We start from the raw sequence: 25,925 nt of genomic DNA on the forward strand, positions 1-25,925 counted from the left end.
AGCCTGCACATGGACGTCACGCGACGAAAACTTCTGCGGTCGGGCCTTGCGGTGGGCTGCTCGCTCGCGGCCTCGCCATTGATCACGCCGGTGACCTTGGCGGCGGTGCCCGGCGACGCGCGGCTGGTGGTAATCGTGCTGCGCGGGGCGATGGACGGGCTCGATGTCGTGCGTCCCGTGGGCGACGTGGATTTCAAAGCCCTGCGCCCTTCGGCCACGGATCACGGCCCCGCCCTCGACACCCGGTTCGCGCTGCACCCGGAGTTGGCCCCCCTTGCCCCCTGGTGGCAGCGGGGCGAGTTGGCCTTCGCCCATGCGGTCTCGACCCCGTACCGGGATCGGCGCAGCCATTTCGACGGGCAGGATGCACTGGAAAACGGCAGTGCGGCCACGAACGGCGCCTTGACCCCCGGGGCCGATGGCTGGCTCAACCGGGCATTGGCCGGGCTGCCGGATGTCCGCAGCGAGACCGGGTTCGCCGTGGGCCATGAAACACTGCTGCTGCTGCGCGGCGACCAGCCTGTTTCCACCTGGGCACCGGACGCGGATCTTCACCTGTCGCCGCAGGCGCAGGCCCTGCTGCGCAAGATCTATGCGGGCGATCCCCTCTTCGCCGCCGCCCATGCGCAGGCCGCGGCCCTGTCGGAGGCGACCGATGCGGCCGAGATGAGCGCGAGACAGGCGCGGCGGGGCGAGGCGCTGGCCCGGTTCTCGGCCGCACGGCTGCGCGAGGAAACCCGCGTTGCGGCCTTTTCCCTCGGCGGTTGGGACACCCATGCGCGCCAGGCGCCTGCCCTTGCGCGCGCCCTGCGCGATCTGGTCAGCGCGTTGACCACCCTGAAGACCGATCTGGGAGCGGACTGGTCCCGCACGGTGGTGATGGCGGTGACCGAATTCGGCCGCACCGCGCGGGAGAACGGCTCGCAAGGGACCGACCACGGCACGGGTGGGGCGGCCCTGTTCGCCGGCGGCGCGCTGGCCGGGGGGCGGGTGATCACCGACTGGCCGGGCCTGTCGGATGCGGCGCTGTACGAAGGGCGGGACCTGATGCCCACGCGCGATTTGCGGGCGCTGGCGGCCTGGGTGCTGCGCGACCATATGGGGGTCGCGGCCAGCCACCTCGACCGCATCGTGTTCCCGGGGCTGGAGATGGGCAGCTCCCCGCGCCTGATCGCCTGACAGGGCGTTTCATAGGCGGCAGACGCCGCTTCGCGCGCATGCTAGACCGCGCGGCGGGGCATTCCCCCCCCGATCCCCGGAGCCCGCGATGGACGCCCGTCTTTATTACCTGACCCTCGGCAACGTGATGATCGGCACCGGCACCATGGTGGTGTCGGGCATCCTCGACCCGATCGCCGCCGATCTCGCGATCAGCGTCTCTGCCGCGGGCCAGGTCACGACCGTTTACGCCCTCGCCTTCGCGCTCGGAGCCCCCGTCGCCGCCGCCTTTACCGGCCGGTTCGACCGGTCGCGGGTGCTGGCCCTGTCGCTTCTGGTCTTCGCCGCCGCCAGCCTGCTCAGCGCGGTGGCGCCGAATTACACGACGTTGCTGATTGCGCGGGGGCTGGGCGGGCTGGCCGCCGCGACCTTCTCGCCAACGGCCGTGGCCGTGGCCGCCTCGCTTGTGCCCCCGGCGGAACGGGGCCGCGCCATCGCCCTCGTTTTCGGCGGGATGACCATCGCCAGCGTGCTGGGCGTGCCCCTCGGCACCTGGATCGGGCTGAATTTCGGCTGGCGCATCCTGCTGGCCGGGCTCGGGGTGCTCAGCCTCGGCGCGGTGATCGCCCTGTGGCGCGGGGTGCCCGGTGGGCTCTTCCTGCCCGCGGCCACGCTGGCCCGCTGGGACGAGGCCCTGCGCCTGCCCATCATCCGCGCGCTGCTTGGCGTGACGCTGTTCCAGATCGGCGGGAGCTTCGTACTCTTTGCCTTCTTCGGCCCCTATCTCGGCACGGTCACGGGGGTCGGCACGGACGGGATCGCGAGCTTGCTGTTTCTCTTCGGGCTCGCCAGCCTGATCGGCAATTTCGCCGCCGGATGGGCCGTGGACCGGGTGGGCGCAGGCCCGGTGGCCCATGGCGCGATCGCGTTGACGGCGCTGAGCATGGTCGCGCTTCTTGGCACCGCGGGGGCGCCGGTGCTGGCGGGTCTGGCGATCATCCTGTGGGGCAGTGCCGTGTTCGGCATCAACACGGCGCAGCAGGCCCGCCTCGTTGACGCCGCGCCGGGGCTGGCCACGGTCGTGCTGCCCGCCAATTCCTCGATTCTCTTTGCAGGACAGGCGCTGGGGGCCGCGCTCGGTGGCGCGGTGCTGGCCATGGGCGGGCTCGCGGCCTTGCCGCTGGTGGGCGCGCTGGTGGTGGGCATCGCCCTCGTTCTGTCCCTGCGTGCCATGCGTCAGACCGGGCGCGCGCCGGTTTGAGGGGTCACGGTCACGCGGCGCGCATCATTGCCATCAGACGGGCCTTTTCCCCCTGATCGTCGTCACATGAAATAGCTTCTGCAAGCGCCTGCAAAGACGCGATATTATGCCCAGAACGGAAGCTGTCCACATGGGGCAGCATCGCCATGATCCCGGCGGCCTTGGGCGCGAACCCGTCCCACCGCAAGAGCGGGTTGATCCAAACCAGCTTGCGCGAGGACAGATGCAGCCGCGTCATCTGCGCCTCCAGCGCCTCCGGGTCGTCCCGGTCCAGCCCGTCGGTGATCAGCAGGACCATGGAGTTCGAGTTCAGCACCCGTCGCGACCAGTCATGGTTGAACGTCTTCAGGCACTGCCCGATCCGCGTCCCGCCCTCCCAGTCCTGCGCCTCGGCCCCGGCGGCCGAGAGCGCCGCGTCCACGTCGCGCTGGTGCAGGTGCCGGGTGATGTTGGTCAGCCGCGTGCCGAAGGTGAACGCATGCACCTTGGCCCAGCCCGCGCCCTTGGCGTTGCTCACCGCATGCAGGAAGTGCAGCACGGCGCGCGAATACTGCGACATCGACCCCGAAATATCGCACAGACACACCAGGTTCGGCCAGCGCGTGCGCGGCGCCTTGGTCGCAAGCGACTGGATCTCGCCGCCCCTGCGCATGGCGTCGCGCATGGTGCGTTGCCAATCGGCCCGGGCGCCGTAGGGGTCGGCCTTGGTCCGGCGCGCGCGGATGGGTTTCACCGGCAGGGTCAGCTTGGCGATCTGGCGCTTGGCCTCGGCCATCTCGGCATTGGACATCTGCTCGAAATCGAGGGTCTGGAGACGCTCCTGGCTCGACATGGTGCGCGAGGCGTCGATCTCGATCTCGGTGCCCTCGTCCTCCATCTCCGGCATGTCCGGCAGGTCCCGGTCAACCCCGTCGAGCAGCGCCTCGGCGGCGCGCTTCTCCGCCGCCTTGGCCTTACGCTCCTCCGAGACGCCGCGGACCATGGGCGTCAGGAAGGACATCATCTGCTCCATGTAGCGCGGGTCGCGCCAGTAGAGCCGGAAGACCTGGTGGAACACCGCGCGCTGCTCGGGGCGCGAGACGAAACACGCCTGCAGGGTGAAGTAGAAATCCCGCTGCTCGGTGAAGCCCGCGGCCTGCACTGCCTTGACCGCATCGATCACCCGCCCCGGCCCCACGGGCAGCCCCGCCGCGCGCAGGGCGCGGGCGAAATAGGTGATGTTGTGACTCAGCTTGGGATCGTCGGGCAGGTCGAGATCGCGGAATTGCGCCATGGCAGACCCCGGCTCAGACGGAAAGGCCGGGGGGCTGTCTGCCCCCCGGACCCCCCGAGGATATTTGCAGACTTGAGAATGAGGCGTTGCGCGGCATCGCTCAAGCCGGTGCCAGTTCGGCGCGGACCTCGTCGAGGATCTGCTTGGCGGCGGAGCCTTCGATCTTCTGGATGTCGTCCTGGTATTTCAGGATGGCGCCCAGCGTGTCGGCGATGACCTCGGGGCTGAGTTCCATCACGTCGAGCGCCAGCAGGCATTTTGCCCAGTCGATGGTCTCGGCCACGCCCGGTTTCTTGAACAGATCCTCCGTGCGCAGGCGCTGGACGAAGGCGACGACCTCGCGGCTGAGCGCAGCGGCGGCCTCGGGCGCGCGGGCCTGCAGGATCGCGATCTCCCGGTCGAATGTCGGATAATCGACCCAGTGATAGAGACAGCGGCGCTTGAGCGCGTCATGCACCTCGCGCGTCCGGTTGGAGGTCAGCACCACCAGCGGCGGCTCGGCGGCGACGATGGTGCCCAGTTCCGGGATCGTTACCTGGTAATCCGACAGCGCCTCCAGCAGGAAGGCCTCGAACGGCTCGTCCGTCCGGTCGATCTCGTCGATCAGCAGCACGGGCGCGCCGCCTTCCTGCGGGCGCATCGCCTCCAGCAGGGGCCGCTCGATCAGGTAGTCGTCCGAGAAGAGTTCCGCCTGCAGAGCCTGCCGGTCCGCACCACCCGAGGCCTCCGCCGTGCGGATCGCCACCATCTGCGCCGGGAAGTTCCACTCATACACAGCCGAGGACGCATCCAGCCCCTCGTAGCACTGCAGCCGGATCAACCGCTTGCCCAGGGCCGCGGCCATCGCCTTGGCGATCTCGGTCTTGCCGACCCCCGCCTCGCCTTCGAGAAAGATCGGCCGGCCCAGGGTCGCGGCCAGGAACACGACCGTCGCAAGGGGGCGTCCGCAGACATAGTTCTGCGCAGAGAGCACCTCTTGCACATGGTCGATGCTGGTAAACGTATCGCTCATCAAATCCTCCGTGCCCCCACCCTGCATGGGGCCGAGGGCGGGTCAAGCCCCACATCAGGCGCAGGTCGCGGCCCCGCAGCGGCGCGATGGACGCCGCCGGGCCCTGGCGCTATGTTCCACGCGGACCGCGAGGAGAACCGTGATGAACATCGAGACGCCGATTTCCAACAAGGATGCCCCGGACCTGGCAGGGTTCGACTGGCCCGATCCCCTGCGGCTGGAAGACCAGCTTTCCGAAGAGGAGCGCATGCTGCGCGACGGGGGGGCGGCCTTTGCCGCAGACAAGCTGGCACCGCGGGTGATCGACGCCTATCGCGAGGCCACCGTGGCGCCGGAGATCTTCTCGGAAATGGGCGCGGCAGGGCTGCTGGGGATCACCGTGCCCGAGGCCTATGGCGGGCTCGGCGGCTCCTATGTGGCCTATGGGCTCGTGGCGCGGGAGATCGAGCGCATCGACAGTGGCTATCGATCGATGATGTCGGTGCAATCCTCGCTGGTGATGTACCCGATTCACGCCTACGGCACCGAAGAGCAGCGGCAGAAGTACCTGCCCGGCCTCGCCGCGGGCACCCTGATCGGCTGTTTCGGGCTGACCGAGCCGGATGCGGGCTCGGACCCCGCGGGCATGAAGACCCGGGCGGAGAAGACGCCGACGGGCTACCGGCTGACGGGGTCCAAGATGTGGATCTCCAACAGCCCGATTGCGGATGTCTTCGTGGTCTGGGCCAAGTCCGAGGCCCATGGCGGCAAGATCCGGGGCTTCGTTCTGGACAAGGGCACGCCGGGGCTGAGCGCGCCCAAGGTGGGGGGCAAGCTGTCCCTGCGCGCCAGCGTGACCGGCGAGATCGTCATGGACGGGGTCGAGGTCGGGGAGGACGCGCTGCTGCCCGGGGTCGAGGGGCTGAAGGGGCCGTTCGGCTGCCTGAACCGGGCGCGGTATGGCATCGGCTGGGGCGTGATGGGCGCATCGGAGTTCTGCTGGCACGCCGCGCGGCAATACGGGCTGGACCGGCATCAGTTCAAGCGCCCGCTGGCGCAGACCCAGCTCTTCCAGAAGAAACTGGCGGATATGCAGACCGAGATCGCGCTGGGGCTGCAGGCGGCGCTGCGGGTCGGACGGCTGATGGATGAGGGGCGTGCGGCGCCGGAGATGATCAGCCTGCTGAAGCGGAACAATTGTGGCAAGGCGCTGGAGATCGCGCGGGCGGCGCGGGACATGCATGGCGGCAACGGGATCTCCGAGGAGTTCCAGGTCATGCGCCACATGGTGAATCTGGAGACGGTGAATACCTATGAAGGCACCCATGACGTGCACGCGCTGATCCTCGGGCGGGCGCAGACCGGGTTGCAGGCGTTTTTCTGAACCGTTGAGCCGGGCCAAGGATTTTCGAAAATCCTTGGACACAGAAGGCTGGCGGCAGCGCCCGGTTGCATTACGCCGGGACCGGGCCGGCGCGTCTGGCGCATAGGTTTGGACGGGGCGGAAGGATTTTCGAAAATCCTTCCAGTTCTCCGCGGCGCAGGTCCGCCATTATACTCGCAGTAGCGCAACACCCTCGGAGACCGCCCCATGCCCCTTACCATCATGCCGATCGAGACCTGGCTCGCCTTCGTGGCGGCCTCGACGCTTCTGCTCCTGATCCCCGGCCCGACGATCCTTCTGGTGTTGAGCTATGCGCTCAGCCAGGGGCGACGGGTCGCTCTGAGCACGGCGGCGGGGGTCGCGCTGGGGGACCTGATTGCCATGAGCGCTTCGCTCGCGGGTCTCGGTGCGCTGGTGCTGGCGTCGGCCACCCTGTTCACGGCGCTGAAATGGGTGGGCGCGGTCTATCTGATCTGGCTCGGGATCAAGTTGCTACGCAGTGCAACGGGGGCCGCATTGGCGCCAGGCCATGTGCAGGGCGCGGGCAAGGTCAGGCCGCGCGAGACCTTCCTTCATGCCACCACGGTCACGGCGCTCAACCCCAAGAGCATCGCCTTCTTCATCGCGTTCGTGCCGCAGTTCATCGATGCCAGCGCGGTGCTGCTGCCGCAATTCACCCTTCTGATCCTGACCTTCGTAACGCTCGCGACCCTGAACGCGCTGGCCTATGCGCTGCTGGCCGATCGGCTGAGAAGAGCCATAAGGCGTCCCCGTGTGCTCGCCTGGATCACCCGCGCGGGTGGCGGAACGCTGATCGGCATGGGTGTGCTGACGGCCACGGCACAGCGCGCCTGACCGGGCCATTTGCCCGACCTGCGGCGCGACATCCCTGGAGGTGCGTGTCCTGCGCGCTTCAAGCCACCAACAGAACATGCCCGGGTTGACCCGGCACTGATCCCGCGCATCGCCCTGCCCGGCGACACGCGCTTCAGCTGCGGCGGGACGCGGCCGCCATGCCGGGGCTGCCGCCCTTAAGATGCGCAGCATTGTCCTGCCACGGTGCGACAGGGCCAAGGTCAGCATCGAGTCGCCCCCAAGGCCGCGCAACTCCTGCGTGCGACGGCGGACGCAAGAGAAGCCCGCGCATAAGGTTCCATTTTCAGACCCTTACGAGGCTTTCTTTTCACTGCCAGCGCCACGCGCACTGCAGCCAATGCATGACGTAACGAGATCGCGATGCTCCTTGAGGTTGATTTATATTCTTTAATATGAATAAATGAATCTATTGGGCGCTTTTGGGGGAAGGTGGGTTCAATGGCTCATGAGGAAACTCTCCCGGCCCAATGGGTAGTAACAAGGGAGAAAGTTCTATGCCCCGAACAGACGATTTGAAGCGCAGGGTCCAGCCTGCGCTTTTGTGCGCCATGACCGCGCTGGCCCCTGTTGCGGGTCACGCCGCCACGATCGTGCAATGGAATACGGGCAATGTCGCCGTAGATCCCAACGCGGCACCCGGCGTGACCGGCACCAGCGAAGTCTATGACCGCACCCTGAACCCCGATGGCAGCGTGCCCACAGGAGCGACCACCAGCGGCACCATCACTTTCGCGCCGCCCGAAGCCGGCAGCCCGGGGATCAAGGTCCAAAGTCAGACCTATGACGACACCGGCTCCAGCGCGCCGCTGGAGTTGTCGGGGTGTCTGATGACCTCCAACCCGAGCGCGGTCTGCACCAGTCCGTTCCAGAGCGGCAAGCGCATCAAGCAGAACATCACAGGGTTTGCGCCCGTGGACCTCGTGTTCGACATCGACGCGTCCGACACAGGCAGCAAGGCCTACCAGGTCTTCGGGCGGCTGATCAACGACTCCGGCGCGGCGCTGGAAGGCGTCACCGTCGAGTTGGGCTTCGGCATCGGCGAAGACTTCGTGGCCGCCACGACCGACCAGCTGGTGTTTTCGACCGAGTTCACGGCCCAACCCAACAACAGTGGGAAATCGTCGACCTCCCAGATGCCCTTCGGCCTGTTCGGGGATGCCGGCGACAATGACAACTTCCTGATCGACGGGTTCTTCTCGGACGAACGCACCGGTTTCGACCTTGTCCAGACCGACCACATGATCACCACAGCGGGTTATTACGGCGCGTATGAAGACATCTTCGGCGACTGGAACACCAAGACCGATGTCGCCCAGGGGCTGTTCTGGGACTTCGACGACGATGCGGAAACCGACAACCTGCTCATGGCATGGCAGATCGGCGACGATCTGTGGGAGCTGCGCCGCACGGTTGGCGAAACCTGCGATCCGGACGATTCGCTGAACTGCACCTTCGGACAAACGCTGGATACCTTCGAGACCGGCACCTTCGACCAGATCGTCGAGGCCCTGTCGAACCCGGACGATCCGTGGATCGACATCTTCGAGGAGGGGGAGATCGAGGATCTCGCGAACCTCAACCTCAACTACGCGATCGAGCTTGGAGACCTGACGGGCCAGTCGTCTTTTACCATCCGAACCACTGCGATCCCCGCGCCGTCGATTGTCCCGCTGCCGGCGGGGGCTCCGCTGCTGCTGGGGGCTTTGGGCCTGCTTGGCTGGGTGCGTCGGCGCAAGACCGCCTGAGCGGCAGTCGGTGAAAAACCTCGATCCCGGGCGTTCCTGCGCCCGGTTTTCTTGTTTATGGCGCGCTGTGATCCAGGCCTTGGGTGCCTGGCCAATCCGGCACGGCGGTCTCTCGAGGGACCCTTTCAGAGCCCGCCCTCACGTTCCAGAAACGCAACAATCTGGGCAACCCCCTGTCCCGATTTCAGGGCCGCCATCACGAAAGGACGCGCGCCGCGCGCCGTGCGGGCATCGGACTCCAGGAGTGCGAGATCCACATCCACATGGGGCGCCAGATCGGTCTTGTTGATCACCAGCAGGTCGGACCGGGCCAGCCCCGGCCCCTTCTTGCGCGGGATGTCCTGGCCCGCCGCCGTGTCGATCACGTAGATCGTCAGGTCCGCGAGTTCCGGGCTGAAGGTTGCGGCGAGGTTGTCGCCTCCGCTCTCGATCAGGATCACGTCGAGATCCGCGAAACTCGCCCGCAGGTCGGCCACGGCGGCGAGATTGATCGAGGCATCCTCCCGGATCGCCGTGTGCGGACAGCCCCCGGTTTCCACCCCGCGGATCCGCTCCAGCGGCAGGGCCTGCGCGCGCATCAAGTACTCGGCATCCTCCGAGGTGTAGATGTCGTTGGTGATCACCGCCACGGAGTAGTCGTCGCGCAACGCAGCACAGAGCCTTTCGGTCAGTGTCGTCTTGCCCGCACCGACCGGTCCGCCGATCCCAATGCGCAGGGGGCCATGCTCAGACATCCTCGGCACCTTCTTCGTCGAAAACTTCAAGTGCAGCATTCAACGCATTGATCGCGGATGGAAAACCGCCATAGAGCGACATCTGCCAGATGACCTCACCGATCTCCTGACGGGTCAGGCCCGCCTTGCGTCCGGCGGCGATGTTGACCTTGAGCTGCGGCCGCGTCTGACCACCCAACGCAGCGAGTGCCGCGATGGTCGCGAGGTAGCGGTCCCGCAGCGAAAGACCGGGGCGGGCATATTGACGGCCATAGGCGAAATCCACGATCCCCTCGGCGAGGCCGGGCACAAGGTGGCCATAGCGCGCCTCCAGCGCGGCCTCCATCCCGGGGTTGAGCGCCTCGGAGAGAGCGCGTCCGGTCTCGGTCGTCGTCATGTGCGGAAGATCCTGACCTCTTGGGTTTCATGGGCCATCGCCGCGAGCTCGGCACGGACTGCACCGGTGCCGATCTCCGACAGCGGGCGCGTGGCGAGGCAACGGGCTTGGGTGGAAATGGTCGGATGCAAGCTCTGGCTGACCTGCTGGCCCTCGGTCTGGCCGAGCGGGATGAGCCGCACCGCCCCGGAGATGAGATTGCCGAGAAAGGCCTGCAGGTAAAGGGCGACGACTTCGCCGACAGGCAGGCCAAGCGCCCGCGCCCGGGCGCCCACGGCCACCGGATAGGGCATGGGCCGCAGCGCCGTGTCGCAGAGCGCGTTCGTGGTGCTCACGAAGGCCGCACCCTGATCTCGGGTCTCGGACCAGCGCTCGGCGGAGCCTGCGAGCGCCTCGGCCGCCTCGCAGAGAGGCTCCAGCGGGTCACCCGCGGCGGCCCGCGCCACCAGCACACCATCGGCCTGACACGCGCCGGACGTGAGCAGTGCCTGGAGCCATGCCAGAAGGTCCTCGGCATCCGCGATGTCGCCGGTCGAAATGGCCTGTTCGAGCCCGTGGGAATAGGCGTAGCCCGACACCGGGAAACTCGGTGACAGCCATTGCGACAGACGCAGCCGGGCCGCGATCATGTCAGTCATCGGACGCCCCATGGGCATGGTCATGCCCGTGCCCGTGTCCGTGCTCATGCCCCATGGTGCGACCGTGGCCATAGGCCCCGCCCTCCGGGGTGAATGGCGCGGTCACCTGCGCGACCTCGGCACCAAGCTGCCGCAGCATGTCGGCGAGCACATGGTCGTGACGGATATAGAGGGCATCCGGCGTGATCTGGCAAGGCGTGTGCCGGTTGCCGATATGCCAGGCCAGCCGGGTCAGATCCCCCTTTACCGCCAGCAGCGCTTCGGGGGCCGCCCTCACGGCGATGCGGGTCCCGTCGGGCAAGTCGATCCCATGCTCCGGGCCCAGGCTGACCACCTCGGGCAGATCCAGCAGGAAGGCGCGCCCGCCATCGGACACAAGGCGCTTGCGGCGCAGAAAGCGCGCTTCGTAATCGAGGCTCAGCGTGTCCGTCGCCCCGTGGGCTTTGCCAAGGCGGGTGATGCGCGGCAGGCTCATGTCGCCCCCGCCTGCAGGGCGATCACTGCCGCGTTGCGGTGCGCTTCTGGTGCAGGTGGCGCCGAAGGACCGAGCGGGTCAGCCCCATTCTTTGCAGTTCCGCATCGGACAGGGCATTGAGCCGATCGAACTCGGTCGAGGGTGGTGGCATCGCCCGGGGGTTGCGCAACACCTCGCGCAGACGGGCAAGCAGTCCGGAAGAGCCTGGCCTGAGGCAAAGCGGCATGGTCATGAAGTGGTCTGAACCTGATTGTCGTTCGGCCCGTTCGTTCGCACATTGCGACATACGAAGAGCCTCTGGGATGCACAGCCGAAGGACAGTCCGGCCGTGAGTTTGGGGACGGAGTGCCGTACGGTGCTCTCAGACCCGCTGAGCGATATCCCGCAGCAGGGTCTCGCGCGTTGTCTGCATGGCGTCGATCTCTGCGTCCGTCAAAGCCATCACATGCTCGATTTCCGCGCGCATCTCGTGCGCATGGGCAACCCGCGCGGGCACATAAAGGACGGCGTCGAAAATGGACGATGCGATTTCGGCAATCGCGGGACGGTCGAGCGTGAGGGTCGCCATGGGAGGTCTCCGTTTTTGCAGACACGTCAGTGCCGCTTTCGACCTCGTAAATGGCCTCTCCCGCGCGGCGGAGGTAGACCCGCAACCGCAAGCCCGGTTTGCACCTGCAGCATAGGCCGCCGCGCACTTCGGACATGTTCATTGAATGTGCCGTCAGGCTGACCTGAGCCTGCGGCCGCACTGGCGCCTTGAGCCGCCTACCAAGATCTGGAATTTTCACGGCTGGGGAAGGGCAACTCCGCACCTGGGACGGAGTCCACGCACCATCGCCATGCGGTTTGATCACCGCGCCAAGATCCAAGCGCCCCAGGAGGGCGCCCTTGCGGCTGGCGCACGCCGCAGGACGAAGTCGGTTCAGGCGTCGAAGCTGCGCAGGTAGCTGTCCACCAATTGCTTGCGGCTCAGTCCGCGCCGCTCCAACTCGCGATCGGAGCGCTGGAACAGGCACATGAAGCGATAGGCATTGCGGAACGCGCCTGTCACGCCGTGCATCCATGCAAGGTTTGCGGGGGGCTGGAGGGGTGCAGTCGGCATGTCTCACCTCTGAATACGATTGTATACTTAGATCGTATATAAGATGTGCCCCAAATGCACCAAAGCTGGTAGCCCTCCAGATGCAAGGCTGCATTGCGCTCCGTGCATACCTTGGTATGCAGAAAGGTACTGCGTCAACGCTGTCAGTATCCGACCATGCGCGCCGCGCCCCCCTCCTCGGGCCGGACCCCGTGTTCGACTGCTGTTGAAACATCGCCATGGATCAGAACATGAAGTAACGCTGGGCGAGCGGCAGTTCTGTCGCCGGCTCGCAGGTCAACAACTCCCCATCGGCGCGCACCTCGTAGGTTTCGGGATGCACCTCGACCTCTGGCGTGGCGCTGTTATGCACCATAGAAGATTTGCCGATATCGCGGCAGGTCTTGACCGCGAGGGTCTGTTTGGCGAGGCCGAGGCTGGCGCCGATGCCCGCCGCCTGCCCCGCCTGGCTGACGAACAGGACGGCGGAGTTTTCCACGGACCGTCCGTAAGCCCCGAACATGGGCCGGGTGTAGACCGGCTGCGGCGTGGGGATCGACGCGTTGGGGTCGCCCATCTGGGCGCAGACGATGGTGCCGCCCATGAGGATCATCTCGGGCTTCACGCCAAAGAAGGCCGGATTCCAGAGGCAGAGATCGGCGCGCTTGCCGACCTCGATGGACCCGATATGGGCGCTGATACCGTGGGCGATGGCCGGGTTGATCGTGTATTTCGCGATGTAGCGGCGGACGCGGAAATTGTCATTGTCGCCCGTCTCCTCCGCAAGGCGCCCGCGCTGCTTCTTCATCTTGTCGGCGGTCTGCCAGGTGCGGATGATGACCTCGCCCACACGGCCCATGGCCTGGCTGTCCGATGCGATGATCGAGAACGCGCCCATGTCGTGCAGGATGTCCTCGGCAGCGATGGTTTCCTTGCGAATGCGGCTCTCGGCGAAGGCCACGTCCTCGGGAATTGCCTTGTCGAGATGGTGGCAGACCATGAGCATGTCGAGATGCTCTTCGAGGGTGTTGACCGTGTAGGGCATGGTCGGATTGGTCGAGGAGGGCAACACATGCTCGAAGCCCACGACCTTCATGATGTCCGGCGCATGGCCGCCCCCCGCGCCTTCGGTGTGGAAGGCGTGGATCGTGCGGCCCTTCATGGCGGCGATGGTGTTCTCGACAAAGCCGCTCTCGTTGAGGGTGTCGGTGTGGATCATCACCTGCACGTCCATGTCGTCGGCGACGCTGAGACAGCAATCGATGGCGCCGGGGGTCGTCCCCCAGTCCTCGTGCAGCTTCATGGCGCAGGCCCCGGCCTCGATCATCTCGACCAGCGCGCCGGGGCGAGATGCATTGCCCTTCCCCGCCAGCCCGAAATTCATCGGAAACGCATCGAGGGATTGCAGCATGCGCCCGATATGAAACGCGCCGGGCGTGCAGGTCGTGGCGAGCGAGCCATGGGCCGGGCCCGTGCCGCCACCGATCATGGTGGTGATGCCAGAATGCAGGGCATCCTCGATCTGCTGGGGGCAGATGAAATGGATATGGCTGTCGAAACCGCCCGCGGTCAGGATCCGCCCCTCGCCCGCGATCGCCTCGGTGCCGGGGCCGATGATGATATCCACCCCTGTTTGCGTGTCGGGATTGCCCGCCTTGCCAATGGCCGCGATCACCCCGTCGCGCAGGCCCACATCGGCCTTGTAGATCCCCGTATGGTCCACGATCAGCGCGTTGGTGATGACGGTATCCACCGCGCCTTCTGCGCGGGTGGCCTGGGACTGCCCCATGCCGTCGCGGATGACCTTGCCGCCGCCGAACTTGACCTCTTCGCCATAGGTGGTGAGGTCGCGCTCGACTTCGATGATCAGGTCGGTATCGGCAAGCCGCACCTTGTCGCCCGTGGTCGGCCCATACATGTCGGCATAGGCGGCGCGGGAGATCGTGGCGGGCATGGGCAGTCCTCGGGTTTTTCGTCAGCCCGAAGATGAGGTGTTTTGCCCAGCTCCGCAGCAGCAGGCCCGAAATGATCGGCGCGGAGCGTACTCAGAGCAGAGCATTTGCCCAAAAAACGAGCGCCGCGCCCAAGATCAGCTCAGTTTGCGCAAACCGCGATCCACAAGGCGCCTGCGGTTCTCGTTGGTGGCGTCGTTGAGATGCTTGATCGAGGCATCCATCACCTTGGCGGGGTCCTTGCCCTCCATGGCGGCGACCATTCCGTCGCGGCCGGAGTTGATGAAAACCTTGGGCTTCTCGGCCATCATGCGCCAGTTCTCGTCGAAGGGCGTGTTCCAGATTCCGGCCATGCCCATCATCCGCAACAGAATCACGGAATTCGTCTCGACCCCCAGGCGCCAGACATTCGCGCCGGTGCTGAGATAATCGAACATGTTGGACTGGGTCTGAATGGCATGGTGCATGGGGGGCTGACTTTCGGAAAAGGGGCGTCCCCGGAACGGGGAGAGCGCTGAGCGCAGGGAGGTGCGGCCCCCTTGGGGGCCAGCACGGGATCTGATCGGTGCTGCGCCGCCCTCAGGAGGGCGACTTGGCCGCTTTCGCCGGGGCCTCTGCCGGAGTCGCCTCGGCCTTGGCCTTGGCAGGCGCGGTCACGGCCTCTGGCATCGGCGCAAGGCTTACGGTCTTCTTGCGCGGCGGCGCCCGACGACGGGAGGGCTTCTTCGGCGCCTCGGTTTCCTTGGCGGCAGGCTTGGCTGCGGTTTTGGCCACCGCCTGGGGCGCTGCATCCTGCGTGACGGGCTTGGGCGCCGCTTCCGGCGCAGCCTTCGCAGCCGGAACCGGCGCAGCCTGCTTGGCTTTCGGCTTCGCTGTCGGCGCCGAGGCACCGGCCTTCGGCACCGCCTTGGCGGCCGGTTTGGCCGCTGCTTTCCGGGCTGTCTTCGCCTTGGGCTTGGGCGCGGCCTTCTTTGCCGCCGGTTTCGGCGCGGCCTCCTCCGCTGGCTCGGGCGCAGGTTTGGCTGCCGACTTCGCGGCGGGCTTGAGTTCGGTCACAGTTGCGCTCGCCTTGGGCGCGGGGGCGGCGGGCTTCGGCGCCACCTTCACCGACGGCTTCGACACAGCCTTGGGCGTGGGCGCCGCGCGCTTCAGAACCCGTGTTTTCACCGTCATGGTGTTGGGCGAATAAGCATTGGCCAGCTTGAAGGCGCTCTCGGCCATCTGGATTTGCATGTCCAACGACATTTTCCAGAATTTCATGCCACTGGCCCAGAGGTCCAGCGGCGTTCGAAGGTTGGTCATTACAGTGCTCCCATAATACCCTGATTGAATCCGTAAATCTTGCGCGCCCCCCCAAACGGCACAAGCGTGATGTCGCGGGTTTGTCCGGGTTCGAACCGGACCGCCGTTCCCGCAGCGATGTCGAGCCGCATCCCCCGCGCCGCGTCCCGATCAAAGGACAGTCCGGCGTTGGTTTCGGCGAAATGATAGTGGCTGCCCACCTGTACAGGTCGGTCGCCGGTGTTGGACACGGTGAGGGTCAGCGGCGTGGCCCCGGCGTTGAGCGTGATGTCGCCCGGTGCCGCCATGATCTCACCGGGGATCATCGGCGCGCCCCCCCGCGCGGCCGGTCGTCCTTGACGCGCACCGGCACGGGCCGGGCAGCAGGCACCGGGAAAAGACGGTCCAAGGCTTCGCGCAAACGGTCTATCAGGTCTTGCATGGTCGGGCTCCTTGGTCAGCGAATGGGGTGGTGCACGGTGACGAGCTTGGTGCCGTCGGGAAAGGTCGCTTCAACCTGCACGTCATGGATCATCTCTGGAATGCCCGGCATGCATTGCTCAGCCCGAACCACCTGCGCGCCGGCCTGCATCAGGTCTGCGACCGAACGGCCATCCCGTGCGCCTTCGACCACGTAGTCCGTGATCAGCGCGATGGCCTCCGGGTGGTTCAGCTTCACGCCACGCTCCAGCCGCCCGCGGGCCACAATCGCCGCGAGACTCACGAGCAGTTTGTCTTTCTCCCTTGGGGTGAGGTTCATGTCCTCTCCTCTCGTCTGCCTTTCGTCACTTGGGCGTCGCCGCCCCGCTCTGCAATGGGACGATGCGCCATGTCGCAGGATGCTGCACACCCCCTCACAACTGCCACACCCGCGGCAGGGATGCGCCCTCGCGCAACACATGCAAAACCTGCGCCAAAGCATGCTTGAGCGGCTGCGCGTCCGGCGCAAAGGCGCGCAGAACCAGCTTGCCGTCCCAGGCCGAGACCGCCCAGTCCACGCCCTCCGGCGCGAGCCGCCGCACCGTGTCGCGCGCCGCCTCCGCATCCGGCGCCAGGAACGCCACCGTCGCGATCGCGCGGGCCCCGCCGAGGCAGGCCCGGGGCGCCAGATGGGTCGCATCCAGGGTCAACGGCTCCCACAAGACCAGCTTGCCGTCCCGCCGCACCTGCCGATCGTCGCGAAACGCGAAGCGCGACAACGCCTCGCCCATGGCGGCGCGGCCGAAGACCAGCGTCTCGCACCACAGAAGCGTCGCGTCCGCGGCCATCTCCACCTCCGTGCAACGGCGGGTGGCGCTGCCGTCGAAGAGGATCGTCTCCTGCGGCAACCAGTCGAGCCGCGCACCGGACCCGAGCGTCAGATGCACGCGCATCTCGCCCGTACCGGCACTGCTGCGATAGGTGCGCTCGGCCGTCTGTGTCGCCCCTGTCGCCTGCGCGCCAGCCTCTAGGTCAAGCCTGTAGCTCAGACTGTCGCCACCGGTCACGCCACCGGCGGTGTTCAGGAACACCACCTCGGGCACCGGCGCATGGACCCGGGGCAGCATCGCCTTGGCACATCCCTGTTGCGCCAGATCGGCCAGCGCCGTTGTCCCATCGGCTTTGCGCCGCATCACGACACGGGCACTTCCCGTGCTGCGTTGCAGGCGTGGGGAAAGCGCGTCCGTTTCGCAAGGCTGCGGCTCTAGCGTGTTGAGCATGTCTGCTCCTTTCGCGGCCACCCTGCCCCGACAGAGCGGCGGCTGCAATCCGACCCCATGCCGCAGCGCAGAAACTTGCCAGCCTGTTGCGCCTGCATGTCTCCAAATCGCCTAATGCCGACGCATATCGACCAAGAAACGGGCATTCTTCCGAAAGTCTGGCTCTGGCCGCGCGGCGCATGCTGCGCTAGGACCGACAAAAGCGCCGTACCGGGCGCGCCGAGACGAGGACTTCACATGCGCCTGACCCTGCGCCGCCCTGATGACTGGCACCTGCACCTGCGCGATGGCGCCATGCTGAAAGGGGTCCTGCCGGAAACCGCACGGCATTTCGCCCGCGCGATCATCATGCCGAACCTGGTGCCCCCCGTGGTGCGGGGCGCGGATGCCCTCGGCTATCGCGACCGCATCCTGTCGGCGCTGCCGAAGGGCATGGCGTTTACCCCGCTCATGACGCTCTACCTGACCGAAGAGACCGACCCGGAGGACGTCGCCACCGCCCATGCGGACGGGCTGATCACGGCGGTGAAGCTCTACCCGGCGGGGGCGACGACCAACTCCGCGTCGGGCGTGCGGGATTTCGACAAGGTGCGCGGCGTGCTCGAAAAGATGGCCGAGATCGGCCTGCCCCTGTGTTTTCATGGCGAGGTCACGACGCCCGAGGTCGACATCTTCGACCGGGAGGCGGTGTTCATCGACACGGTTCTGGACCCGCTGCGCCGGGCAACGCCGGGGTTGCGCGTAACGATGGAGCATATCACCACCAAGGACGCGGTGGACTACGTGACCGGTGCCGACGGCCATATCGGGGCCACGATTACCACCCATCACCTGATGATCAATCGCAACCACATGCTGGTGGGCGGCATCCGGCCCCATTATTACTGCCTGCCGGTGGTCAAGCGGGCGTCGCATCAGGCGGCCCTGCGCGCGGCGGCGATCTCGGGCAATCCGCGCTTCTTCCTCGGCACCGACAGCGCGCCCCATACGGATGACAACAAGGAGACGTCCTGTGGTTGCGCGGGCGTGTTCTCGGCCAGCAACACCATGGCGTGCCTGGCCCATGTGTTCGAAGAAGAGGGCGCGCTCGACAAGCTCGAAGGCTTTGCGTCGCTACATGGCCCCGCCCATTACGGGCTGGAACCCAACGAGGGCACCATCACGCTGGAGCGGTCGGACGACCCCGTCCCCTACCCCGCGAAGATCGAAACCGGCGCGGGCCCCGTGACCCTGTTCGATCCGGGCCACCCGCTGCATTGGCGGGTTCTGGACTGACAGGGCGCGAGTTGCCCATGGGATCCATGTCGGATCCCGGCATGGCAACGGCATTTTCGCACGTCGCGGCCCGTCAAAAAGGGTTCAACCCGCATTCGGATTGCTCTAGGGGAAAGCGTCCCAACCCAGCGAGGCCGCCATGATCCCCAACAGTTTCCCCGACCAGGCCGAGATGGCTCGCCTCACCGCAGGCATGTTGCTGGAAATCGAGGCGGTGCATTTCAATGCGCGCGAGCCGTTCATCCTGGCCTCCGGCCTGCCCTCGCCGACCTATATCGACTGCCGGAAGCTGATCTCCTTTCCACGTATCCGCTCGACGCTGATGGATTTCCTGACTGTCACGGTGATGCGCGAGGCCGGGTTCGAGGCGTTCGACAACATCGCGGGGGGCGAGACCGCGGGCATCCCGTTCGGCGCCTTGGTGGCGGAACGGTTGGCGCTACCGATGACCTATGTGCGCAAGAAGCCCAAGGGCTATGGCCGCGATGCGCAGATCGAGGGCGTGATGCGCGAGGGGGAGCGCGTGCTGCTGGTGGAGGATCTGACCACCGATGGCGGATCGAAGCTGAAATTCGTGGAAGCGATTCGAAAGACCGGCGCGACCTGCGGCCATACGGCGGTGATTTTCAGCTACGGCATTTTCCCCGAAACCGAATCGAGCCTCGCCGCCGAAGGGGTGAAACTGCACCACCTGTGCACCTGGTGGGACGTGCTGGCCGAGGCGCGCGCACGGGGCAGTTTTGATCCCGAAACGCTTGGCGCAGTTGAAACATTCCTGAACGACCCGCGCGCCTGGCAAGAGGCCCACAAGCGCGATTGACATAGGGCGCCCGGGCCTTCTCGGGCCGGGCGCGCCCATGTGGATAATCCCGCGCGAGCGGAAAATTTCCTGCGCGTGGCCCCAATGCGACACCACATTCTGTAGACCGGTTGGCATATGCAACCACAGGATGCAGTGGTCATGCCTAGGGTTTTCAGTTATCAACAGAGTTACTAACAATTGCCCTGCAAAGCGGTTTGGGCCATAAAAACGGTCCGGGTCAAAGAGGGGTGCGGCGCGTGACGGAAGTGGCGAAACTGGCTGGTGCGGTGGCGGCGCTTCGGCCCGAGGGCGACAGCCCGGGCCTGCCGCAGAACATCGAGGCCGAACAGCAGCTGCTGGGCGCGATCCTGACCAACAATGACGTCTTCGACCGGGTGTCGATGATCATCCAGCCGGAGCATTTCTTCGACCCGGTCCACCGCCGGATCTACGAGGTTGCCGCGACCCGCATCCAGAAGAACGCGCTGGCCTCCCCGGTGACACTCAAGGCATTTCTGGAGGACGATCCGGGCCTCGCGGAACTGGGCGGACCGGCTTATCTCGTGCGCCTCGCGGGCGCCGCGATCAGTGCTTTCGCAGCCAAGGACTACGCCCAGATGATCTACGACCTGGCGATCCGGCGCGAGCTGATCGAGCTGGGCCAGGAAATCGTCAGCAAGGCCGCCCAGGTCGACGTGGCCTCCGAGCCGAAAGAACAGATCGTCGAGGCCGAACAAGCCCTCTATGCCCTCGGCGAGCAGGGCAAGAGCGACAGCGGCTTCCAGTCCTTCCTGCGCGCGGTGACGCAAGCCGTGGACGTGGCCAACGCCGCCTATCAGCGCGACGGCGGGCTCGCCGGGGTCTCCACCGGGCTGATCGACATGGACAAGAAGCTCGGCGGCCTGCACCGCTCGGACCTTCTGATCCTGGCCGGGCGCCCGTCCATGGGGAAGACCTCCCTGGCCACGAACATGGCCTTCAACATCGCCAAGGCCTATCGGCGCGGGGTCAAGCCCGACGGCTCCGAGGGGACGGTCAATGGCGGTGTGGTGGGGTTCTACAGCCTGGAGATGAGCGCCGAACAGCTGGCGGCCCGGATCCTGTCGGAGGCCGCCGAGGTCCCCAGCGAGCAGATCCGCCGGGGCGACATGACCGAGACCGAGTTCCGCCGCTTCGTCGAGGCCGCCAAGTCGCTGGAAAGCTGCCCGCTCTATATCGACGACACGCCGGCCCTGCCGATCAGCCAGCTCGCCGCCCGCGCGCGGCGGCTGAAACGGACCCACGGGCTCGACGTGCTGATCGTGGACTATTTGCAGCTGGTGCGCCCGGCCACGGCCAAGGACAGCCGCGTGAACGAGGTTTCCGAGATCACGCAAGGTTTGAAGGCCATCGCAAAGGAGCTCGACATCCCCGTGGTCGCGCTGTCGCAGCTCAGCCGCCAGGTGGAAAACCGCGAGGACAAGCGCCCGCAACTCTCCGACCTTCGGGAATCAGGCTCCATCGAGCAGGACGCCGACGTGGTCATGTTCGTCTTCCGCGAGGAATACTACAAGGAACGCGAGAAGCCCGGCGACCACGACCTGGAGGCCATGGCCAAGTGGCAGGAGGAGATGGAAAAGCTCCACGGCCGCGCCGAAGTGATCATCGGCAAACAGCGCCATGGCCCCATCGGAACCGTCGAGCTGAGCTTCGAGGGCCAGTTCACGCGCTTCGGCAACCTGGTGAAACGCTGGCAGCAGGACAGCGGCGATGCGGGCGGGTTCGGCTGAGCGACGCGGTACAAGGCCGTTCGAACGGCCTTGGGGCACGCCGCGCACCGGGTGCGCGCGACGCGCGCCTGCCCGCTTGGCCCTGCCCGCTTGGAAATGACGCAAGCGAGACCTCGGGGCGCGTCCGGACCGCGCCTCCTGCGCAGACTGTGCCGCGAGGCGCCAAGGCCCTTCGAAGGGCCTTGCACGGCGCCCAGCCGATCCGCCCCCTGCCGCGCCCGCTGATGCGCCTTTAAACTCGGCAGGCCAACGCTACTTCTTCCGGGAACACCGGAGGAGACCTGCGGATGATCAACCAGAACAGCGCCTCCATCGGTCGGTTCGACAAGTCGTTCCTTGTTCACATGATCCGCGATTTCTTCGTGATCCTGATCATCGTCACCGTCGCGGAGTTCTCGCTGAAAGCCGCTCTTGTCTATTACAACTACGCAACCAACGGGGTCGAAGAGGCCGAGCTCGTGGCCGAGGATCTGGCCGACAATGTCCGCTCCATCATGCAAAACGAAGGCGGGCCGGTCGCCGCGCGCACCATGTATCCCATCCTGGAGGAAAACTGGTCCGATCTGGGTTATGTCATCGCCATCGAACCCACCCCGGTCACGGTCACCTCGATCGAGGACAGTTTCGGCTTCACCCCGCGCGGCATCCCCGGGGACAACTGGCCCGAGGGACGCTACCAGAGCTTCGAGATCGATATCGTGGCGGAGGATTTCTGCCTGGCCTGTCACACCCAGGCGGTCGTGGGCGACGTGCTCGGCACCGTCGTGGTGCGCAACTATCTCAGCCGAGATTTCGCCATCTGGTTCAAGGACGTACAACTGACTGGCATCCTGTCAGCGGGCAAGATCGTGCTGCATTCCTTCCTGTTGTTTCTGATCCTGCGCGCCCGGCTGGAGCCACTGATGGAACTGCGCGCCGTTGTCAGCAACCTGGCGCGCGCCTACGGCACGCTCGATCACCGCGCCGATATCCGCACGTCGGATGAATTCGGGGTTCTGGCGCGCGATCTCAACCTGTTTCTGGACCGGATCACCGGGATCGTGGGCGAGCTGGATACAGTGCTGCGCAAGGTCGTGACCGCCAATGACGACATCATCGCGGTGCAGGGCGATCTGCGCGCGACCGTGGACACGGTGGTCTCGGGCATCCGGCAGTTGGAGCGCAACGCGATGCTGAGCGCCAAGCAGGAGCCGCGCCTGTCGAATGCCTGGTTCGACGCGGTGCGCGGATCGATCGCAACCCTCGATGACGCCCTGGCGGAGGTCGAAAACGCGGCGGCCGCGACCGAGTTGCTGGAAAAGCTCCGTCAGGTGGTTGCCAATGCCGAAGCCCAGACCAGCGCCAGCGAGACGCTCTACAAGGGGCTCGCCGAGATCGGGGATCAGAGCGAGAACCTCAAGACCTCGACCCTCGAGATGACCCGGCTGGAAGAGCGGCTGAAATCGATCATCGAAAGCGGCAGCGGGCTGGTGAAAAGGCTCCGCTCCGACGGCAAGAACCCGGCGGAATAGCGCGCGCGCCGCGAACGACCGCGCGCCTGCGATCACAATCGCGCGGCGGGGTGGATTTAGGCTCCCCTCAAGTCGGCGATGCCGTAGGATTTCTCCATGGCTTGGATTCTGGCTTTCGTCTTTGCGGCGCTTCTTGCCGGTCCCTCGGGGGCCGAGGACGTCGAGGTGGACGTCGAGTTGCTGCTTGCGGTGGACGTGTCGCGTTCCATGACCCCGGCGGAACTGGAAATCCAGCGCCGCGGCTACGCCGAGGCCCTGCGCTCGGATGAAGTCATCTCGGCCTTGCAAGGCGGGCTGCTGGGCCGGGTGGCGCTGTCCTACGTGGAATGGGCCGGGGCGGGCGCGCAACGGATCGTGGTGGACTGGACCCTGATCGAGGACCGGGCCGGGGCCGAAGCCTTCGCCGCGAAGCTCGACACGCAGTTCAACCCGGCCCTGCGCCGCACGTCGATCACCGGCGCGATCGCCTTCGGGCGCGAGAGCCTGAATGGCAACGCCTTTGCAGGGTTGAGACGGGTCATCGACATCTCCGGGGATGGCCCGAACAACCAGGGCGGTCTCGTCACCCTTGCACGCGACCGGGCCGTGGCGGAGGGGATCGTGATCAACGGGCTGCCCCTGATGACGGTGGAGGTCCCCCGCTCCCGCTGGCATCTCGACGATCTCGATATCTATTACCGGACCTGCGTGATCGGTGGGCCGGGCAGTTTCGTGATCCCGGTCACCAGCTGGGCCGATTTCGCCCAAGCCGTGCGCCGCAAGCTGGTGCTGGAACTGGTCGGCACGTCGCCCGCGCCGACGCCACGCCCGGTACAATACCGCCCCGGCCCGAACGATGCCCGCGACTGCCAGATCGGAGAAAAGATATGGGAGCGTAATCGTGGCATCTGGGGCACGCCCTGAGGCGGCGACGCATCCGGGGCCTCCTCAGCTGTCGATCACATCGCCGATCACGTCGCTGGCGATATCCCCGATTTCCCGAAGTGTCGTCCCTGCCCCCGTGGCGTCCAAGGCACTGTCGATGATCGTGTCGGCGATGTTTCCCACCGACCTGCCAAACAGCGGATTGAAAACGAAATTGCCACCCTGATAAAGCCTTGCTTCCCGGTGGTTCAAAGCGGCGATCTTGAACCTCAGGTGACGCCCGAGCAGCCCGTGCTGCAGCAGCTTGCCGTCGTCAGAGGTTTTGTCGATGGCCTCGATCAACGCCTCCAGATCATCCTCTATCTGTTTCCATCCCGCTGGCCCGAGCACCTCTCCGAGGTCGTCGGAAATAACCGGCATCCGGTAGGTGCTTGAGGCGCGGAACCCCAGAATGATGCCGAGGTGATCGCCGTAGGCGCGCACAAACGCCTTCAACAATGTGCGATCATCGTCAAAGGCGCCCTCTTGCGGAAAATGCACTGTCTCTCTCCCTCCAACGGCGTTGCGAGATCCCGGGGCCGACCAAGGCGCCGGGCGGGTTCATCGCGTCATGCACCGGGCGAACCGGCCCCGCGCCGGGGGCCGGCCGCAGTCAAAACGGTGACGGCTCAGACCGCGATCTTGCCGCCGCCCTGTTTCGTTACCACGACCACCGAGGGGCGTGGCGGCATGTTGGGGTCGAAATCGGGCCAGCGGGTGGCCGGATCCTCGAAGGTGCTGTCGCGTTCGAAGCCCGGGTAATCCTTGGTCCCGTCCGTGCCCGGATGTTGCACCGCCAGAAACAGCGTTTCATCGTTGTCGGCAAAATACGGCCCGCACAACTCGCCCCCCACCGGACAGCGGAAGAACAGCTTTGCATGCCCGCGCAAATCCCCCTCGGTTTCCAGCGAATAGAGCCCGTCGGACTTGCCCGTCCGGCCCCAGCCCGACCCCTGATCCGTCGAGACCCAGAGCCGCCCCGCATCGTCGATGGCGCAGTTGTCCGGCGACGAAAACCAGCCCGCCTCGGACGTCTCGGGGTTCCAGCGCGCGCCCACCTCGGCAATGGCGGGATCGCCGCAGAGCACGAGGATCTCCCAGGTTCCCTTGGGCGAGGAATGGTTGCCGCCGTCCTCGCGGATCTCGATGATGTGGCCAAAATTGCTTTCCGGGCGCGGATTGGCGGCATTCACCTGCTCGGGCGTGCGTCGGTTGTTGTTGGTCAGCATGACATAGGCGGTGCCGTTCGGGCCCGGTTGCGCATCCTCCGGGCGGTCCATCGGAGTGGCGCCCAGCGCATCCGCGGCCAGACGTGTGTCGATGGCGATATCGGCCTGGGACTCGAACCCGTTCTCCGCGGTCAGCGGCCCTTCCCCATGCACCAGCGGCAGCCAGTCGATCACGCCATCCGGGTTGAACCGCGCGACGTAGAGCGTGCCTTCGGACAACAGCTCCGATCCGAAACGGCTGTTTTCTTCGGTTACCGGATCGGCAGAGACCCATTTGTAGAGATAGTCGAACCGGTTGTCGTCGCCGGAATAGATCACCAGCCGCCCGTCGGAGGCAATGGTGGTCTCGGCCCCCTCATGGCGGAACCGGCCCAGCGCCGTGTGCTTGATCGGCATCGCGTCGGGGTTCATCGGATCCACTTCAACGATGTAGCCGAAGCGGTTGGATTCGTTGGGTTCCTTGTCGATGTTGAACCGGTCGTGGAACTTGCCCCAGGCATACCATCGCCCCGGCACGCCGTAGCGGATCATGCTGTCGGCTTCGGGCTGGGCCGACACGTCCGGGCGGCCTTCGGCATCCAGCGTGTCGGACCAGAAATAGCCGTGGAAATTCTCTTCGGCCATCAGGTAGGTGCCCCAGGGGGTCATCCCTCCGGCGCAGTTGTTGATCGTGCCGAGCACGGTCATGCCCGCCGGATCGGCGGAAGTGCGCATCCGCGGATGCCCGGCTGCGGGCCCATCGATGGTCATCGGCGTGTTGGCGGTGACGCGCCGGTTCGCCGGGTTGTCGCGGTTCACCGACCACTTGCCATCGGCGCCCTTGACCACCTCGAAGACCGAGCCACCATGGGCGGCCATCTCGATATCCACCAGCTCCTTGGTCATGCCTTCGAACCCCGTGCGGTCCTGGCGCCCGAGGCCGGGGAACATCACCTCTTCGTTGGTATATTCGTGGTTCACGCAGAGCATGCCGCGGCCCGGTTCGATCTCGGCAAAGCCGACATAGTCGTTGTTGTAGCCGAACTGTTTCGACTGCGCCTCGGGCGTCTGGTTCATGACGTCGAACTCCGGCGCATCGGCCGTGATCGGGTCTCCCCAGCGCACCAAGACATCGGCGTTATAGCCATCGGCGATATGATGGCGTTCGTCATTGCCCCAGGCCAGCTCGTCGAAGACATAGCGGCTGTCGGCGGCGGTCATGGCCGCGGCCCTCTTCGGCGCCACCAGGGCAGAGCTTCCGAACAGCGCCGTGGTCGCCGACACGCCCAGCATGCCGCGCAGAACCTCGCGCCGCCCGTAGCGTTCGTTGATCACGTCGCCGATCGTGTTGCCGAGGTTCGGGTTCGTCGGAATATCATCATACGCTTCAAAGGCTTCCGCCTTGTTGCCGTATTCGGGATCGTGGATGATTTCGTCGCGTGCCATTTGTGTCTCCCTGACTGTTGATTGGCTGGGTTACGCATACCGGACCGGGCATCTGCGCGCCCGTGGCCGGTCATGGTCTTGAAATG

27 protein-coding genes are annotated in these 25,925 nt (G+C 66.0%); 10 read left to right on the top strand and 17 right to left on the bottom strand.

Annotated elements, in window-relative coordinates; all coding sequences use genetic code 11:
- The first annotated feature begins 9 nt into the window (after positions 1-9).
- Complete coding sequence (locus tag DSHI_RS11975) at positions 10-1,179, top strand: DUF1501 domain-containing protein (protein WP_012179020.1); 1,170 nt, start codon at positions 10-12, stop codon at positions 1,177-1,179.
- An 88-nt stretch (positions 1,180-1,267) separates the two neighbouring features.
- Positions 1,268-2,419, top strand: a complete 1,152-nt coding sequence (locus DSHI_RS11980) for an MFS transporter (RefSeq protein ID WP_012179021.1) — start codon at positions 1,268-1,270, stop codon at positions 2,417-2,419.
- A gap of 10 nt (positions 2,420-2,429) precedes the next feature.
- On the opposite strand, the gene DSHI_RS11985 is transcribed toward DSHI_RS11980, so the two are convergent.
- Together DSHI_RS11985 and DSHI_RS11990 are read right to left on the bottom strand one after the other, a co-directional pair.
- Positions 2,430-3,692, bottom strand: a complete 1,263-nt coding sequence (locus tag DSHI_RS11985; protein ID WP_012179022.1) for a vWA domain-containing protein — start codon at positions 3,690-3,692, stop codon at positions 2,430-2,432.
- 100 nt (positions 3,693-3,792) lie between these two features.
- A complete protein-coding gene (locus DSHI_RS11990; RefSeq protein WP_012179023.1) occupies positions 3,793-4,704 on the bottom strand; it encodes an AAA family ATPase in 912 nt (303 codons plus the stop codon).
- A gap of 142 nt (positions 4,705-4,846) precedes the next feature.
- On the opposite strand from DSHI_RS11990, the gene DSHI_RS11995 reads away from it, so the two are divergent.
- From DSHI_RS11995 to DSHI_RS12005, 3 genes are all read left to right on the top strand, one after another.
- On the top strand, positions 4,847-6,067 hold the full coding sequence (locus DSHI_RS11995; RefSeq protein ID WP_012179024.1) for an acyl-CoA dehydrogenase: 1,221 nt from the start codon (positions 4,847-4,849) through the stop codon (positions 6,065-6,067).
- Positions 6,068-6,289: 222 nt separating this feature from the next.
- The gene (locus tag DSHI_RS12000) at positions 6,290-6,922 is read left to right on the top strand and encodes a LysE family translocator (RefSeq protein WP_044028768.1); all 633 of its coding nucleotides are present in this window, start codon (positions 6,290-6,292) and stop codon (positions 6,920-6,922) included.
- A 515-nt stretch (positions 6,923-7,437) separates the two neighbouring features.
- On the top strand, positions 7,438-8,688 hold the full coding sequence (locus DSHI_RS12005; protein WP_012179026.1) for a choice-of-anchor F family protein: 1,251 nt from the start codon (positions 7,438-7,440) through the stop codon (positions 8,686-8,688).
- A gap of 125 nt (positions 8,689-8,813) precedes the next feature.
- Here DSHI_RS12005 and ureG read toward each other — a convergent pair whose 3' ends face one another.
- From ureG to DSHI_RS12065, 13 genes are all read right to left on the bottom strand, one after another.
- Positions 8,814-9,422: an urease accessory protein UreG gene (gene ureG / locus DSHI_RS12010; protein ID WP_012179027.1), complete on the bottom strand. Its 609-nt coding sequence runs from the start codon at positions 9,420-9,422 to the stop codon at positions 8,814-8,816.
- Positions 9,415-9,798 carry a carboxymuconolactone decarboxylase family protein gene (locus DSHI_RS12015; RefSeq protein WP_012179028.1) on the bottom strand — a complete coding sequence of 128 codons (384 nt, stop codon included), beginning with the start codon at positions 9,796-9,798 and terminating at the stop codon, positions 9,415-9,417. Before DSHI_RS12015 ends, ureG begins: the two co-directional genes overlap by 8 nt.
- Positions 9,795-10,427 carry an urease accessory protein UreF gene (locus DSHI_RS12020; protein ID WP_012179029.1) on the bottom strand — a complete coding sequence of 211 codons (633 nt, stop codon included), beginning with the start codon at positions 10,425-10,427 and terminating at the stop codon, positions 9,795-9,797. Before DSHI_RS12020 ends, DSHI_RS12015 begins: the two co-directional genes overlap by 4 nt.
- 1 nt (position 10,428) lies before the next feature.
- A complete protein-coding gene (locus DSHI_RS12025; protein WP_012179030.1) occupies positions 10,429-10,911 on the bottom strand; it encodes an urease accessory protein UreE in 483 nt (160 codons plus the stop codon).
- Positions 10,912-10,933: 22 nt separating this feature from the next.
- Entirely contained in the window at positions 10,934-11,143 is a 210-nt protein-coding gene (locus tag DSHI_RS12030; protein ID WP_044027845.1) for a hypothetical protein, read from the bottom strand.
- 129 nt (positions 11,144-11,272) lie between these two features.
- The gene (locus tag DSHI_RS12035) at positions 11,273-11,479 is read right to left on the bottom strand and encodes a hypothetical protein (protein WP_012179031.1); all 207 of its coding nucleotides are present in this window, start codon (positions 11,477-11,479) and stop codon (positions 11,273-11,275) included.
- A gap of 354 nt (positions 11,480-11,833) precedes the next feature.
- On the bottom strand, positions 11,834-12,013 hold the full coding sequence (locus DSHI_RS22330; RefSeq protein ID WP_157865324.1) for a hypothetical protein: 180 nt from the start codon (positions 12,011-12,013) through the stop codon (positions 11,834-11,836).
- 223 nt (positions 12,014-12,236) lie between these two features.
- The gene (gene ureC / locus DSHI_RS12040; RefSeq protein ID WP_012179032.1) at positions 12,237-13,946 is read right to left on the bottom strand and encodes an urease subunit alpha; all 1,710 of its coding nucleotides are present in this window, start codon (positions 13,944-13,946) and stop codon (positions 12,237-12,239) included.
- A 135-nt stretch (positions 13,947-14,081) separates the two neighbouring features.
- Complete coding sequence (locus tag DSHI_RS12045; protein ID WP_012179033.1) at positions 14,082-14,411, bottom strand: hypothetical protein; 330 nt, start codon at positions 14,409-14,411, stop codon at positions 14,082-14,084.
- 112 nt (positions 14,412-14,523) lie between these two features.
- Positions 14,524-15,246: a hypothetical protein gene (locus tag DSHI_RS22335; RefSeq protein ID WP_012179034.1), complete on the bottom strand. Its 723-nt coding sequence runs from the start codon at positions 15,244-15,246 to the stop codon at positions 14,524-14,526.
- Complete coding sequence (locus DSHI_RS12055; RefSeq protein WP_012179035.1) at positions 15,246-15,551, bottom strand: urease subunit beta; 306 nt, start codon at positions 15,549-15,551, stop codon at positions 15,246-15,248. The genes DSHI_RS22335 and DSHI_RS12055 overlap by 1 nt, the downstream gene beginning before the upstream one ends.
- Before the next feature lie 131 nt (positions 15,552-15,682).
- Positions 15,683-15,985 (bottom strand): urease subunit gamma, encoded by a 303-nt coding sequence (locus tag DSHI_RS12060; RefSeq protein ID WP_012179036.1) that lies wholly within the window; start codon positions 15,983-15,985, stop codon positions 15,683-15,685.
- A gap of 94 nt (positions 15,986-16,079) precedes the next feature.
- Complete coding sequence (locus DSHI_RS12065) at positions 16,080-16,925, bottom strand: urease accessory protein UreD (RefSeq protein WP_012179037.1); 846 nt, start codon at positions 16,923-16,925, stop codon at positions 16,080-16,082.
- 237 nt (positions 16,926-17,162) lie between these two features.
- On the opposite strand from DSHI_RS12065, the gene pyrC reads away from it, so the two are divergent.
- The 5 genes from pyrC to DSHI_RS12090 all read left to right on the top strand — a co-directional run bounded on the left by pyrC (position 17,163) and on the right by DSHI_RS12090 (position 23,185).
- Positions 17,163-18,200 (top strand): dihydroorotase, encoded by a 1,038-nt coding sequence (gene pyrC, locus DSHI_RS12070; RefSeq protein WP_012179038.1) that lies wholly within the window; start codon positions 17,163-17,165, stop codon positions 18,198-18,200.
- 139 nt (positions 18,201-18,339) lie between these two features.
- Positions 18,340-19,020 carry an orotate phosphoribosyltransferase gene (locus DSHI_RS12075; protein WP_012179039.1) on the top strand — a complete coding sequence of 227 codons (681 nt, stop codon included), beginning with the start codon at positions 18,340-18,342 and terminating at the stop codon, positions 19,018-19,020.
- 248 nt (positions 19,021-19,268) lie between these two features.
- Positions 19,269-20,771 carry a replicative DNA helicase gene (locus DSHI_RS12080; RefSeq protein WP_085930420.1) on the top strand — a complete coding sequence of 501 codons (1,503 nt, stop codon included), beginning with the start codon at positions 19,269-19,271 and terminating at the stop codon, positions 20,769-20,771.
- Between the two features lie 287 nt (positions 20,772-21,058).
- Positions 21,059-22,282 (top strand): HAMP domain-containing protein, encoded by a 1,224-nt coding sequence (locus DSHI_RS12085; protein WP_012179041.1) that lies wholly within the window; start codon positions 21,059-21,061, stop codon positions 22,280-22,282.
- 96 nt (positions 22,283-22,378) lie between these two features.
- Positions 22,379-23,185, top strand: coding sequence for a DUF1194 domain-containing protein (locus DSHI_RS12090; RefSeq protein ID WP_012179042.1), 807 nt, complete (start codon positions 22,379-22,381; stop codon positions 23,183-23,185).
- A gap of 24 nt (positions 23,186-23,209) precedes the next feature.
- Here DSHI_RS12090 and DSHI_RS12095 read toward each other — a convergent pair whose 3' ends face one another.
- Together DSHI_RS12095 and DSHI_RS12100 are read right to left on the bottom strand one after the other, a co-directional pair.
- Positions 23,210-23,686, bottom strand: a complete 477-nt coding sequence (locus tag DSHI_RS12095) for a hypothetical protein (RefSeq protein WP_012179043.1) — start codon at positions 23,684-23,686, stop codon at positions 23,210-23,212.
- 128 nt (positions 23,687-23,814) lie between these two features.
- Positions 23,815-25,839 (bottom strand): PhoX family protein, encoded by a 2,025-nt coding sequence (locus DSHI_RS12100; protein WP_012179044.1) that lies wholly within the window; start codon positions 25,837-25,839, stop codon positions 23,815-23,817.
- Positions 25,840-25,925: the final 86 nt, after the last annotated feature.

It is taken from the genome of Dinoroseobacter shibae DFL 12 = DSM 16493, assembly GCF_000018145.1.
GTDB classification, from domain to species: domain Bacteria; phylum Pseudomonadota; class Alphaproteobacteria; order Rhodobacterales; family Rhodobacteraceae; genus Dinoroseobacter; species Dinoroseobacter shibae.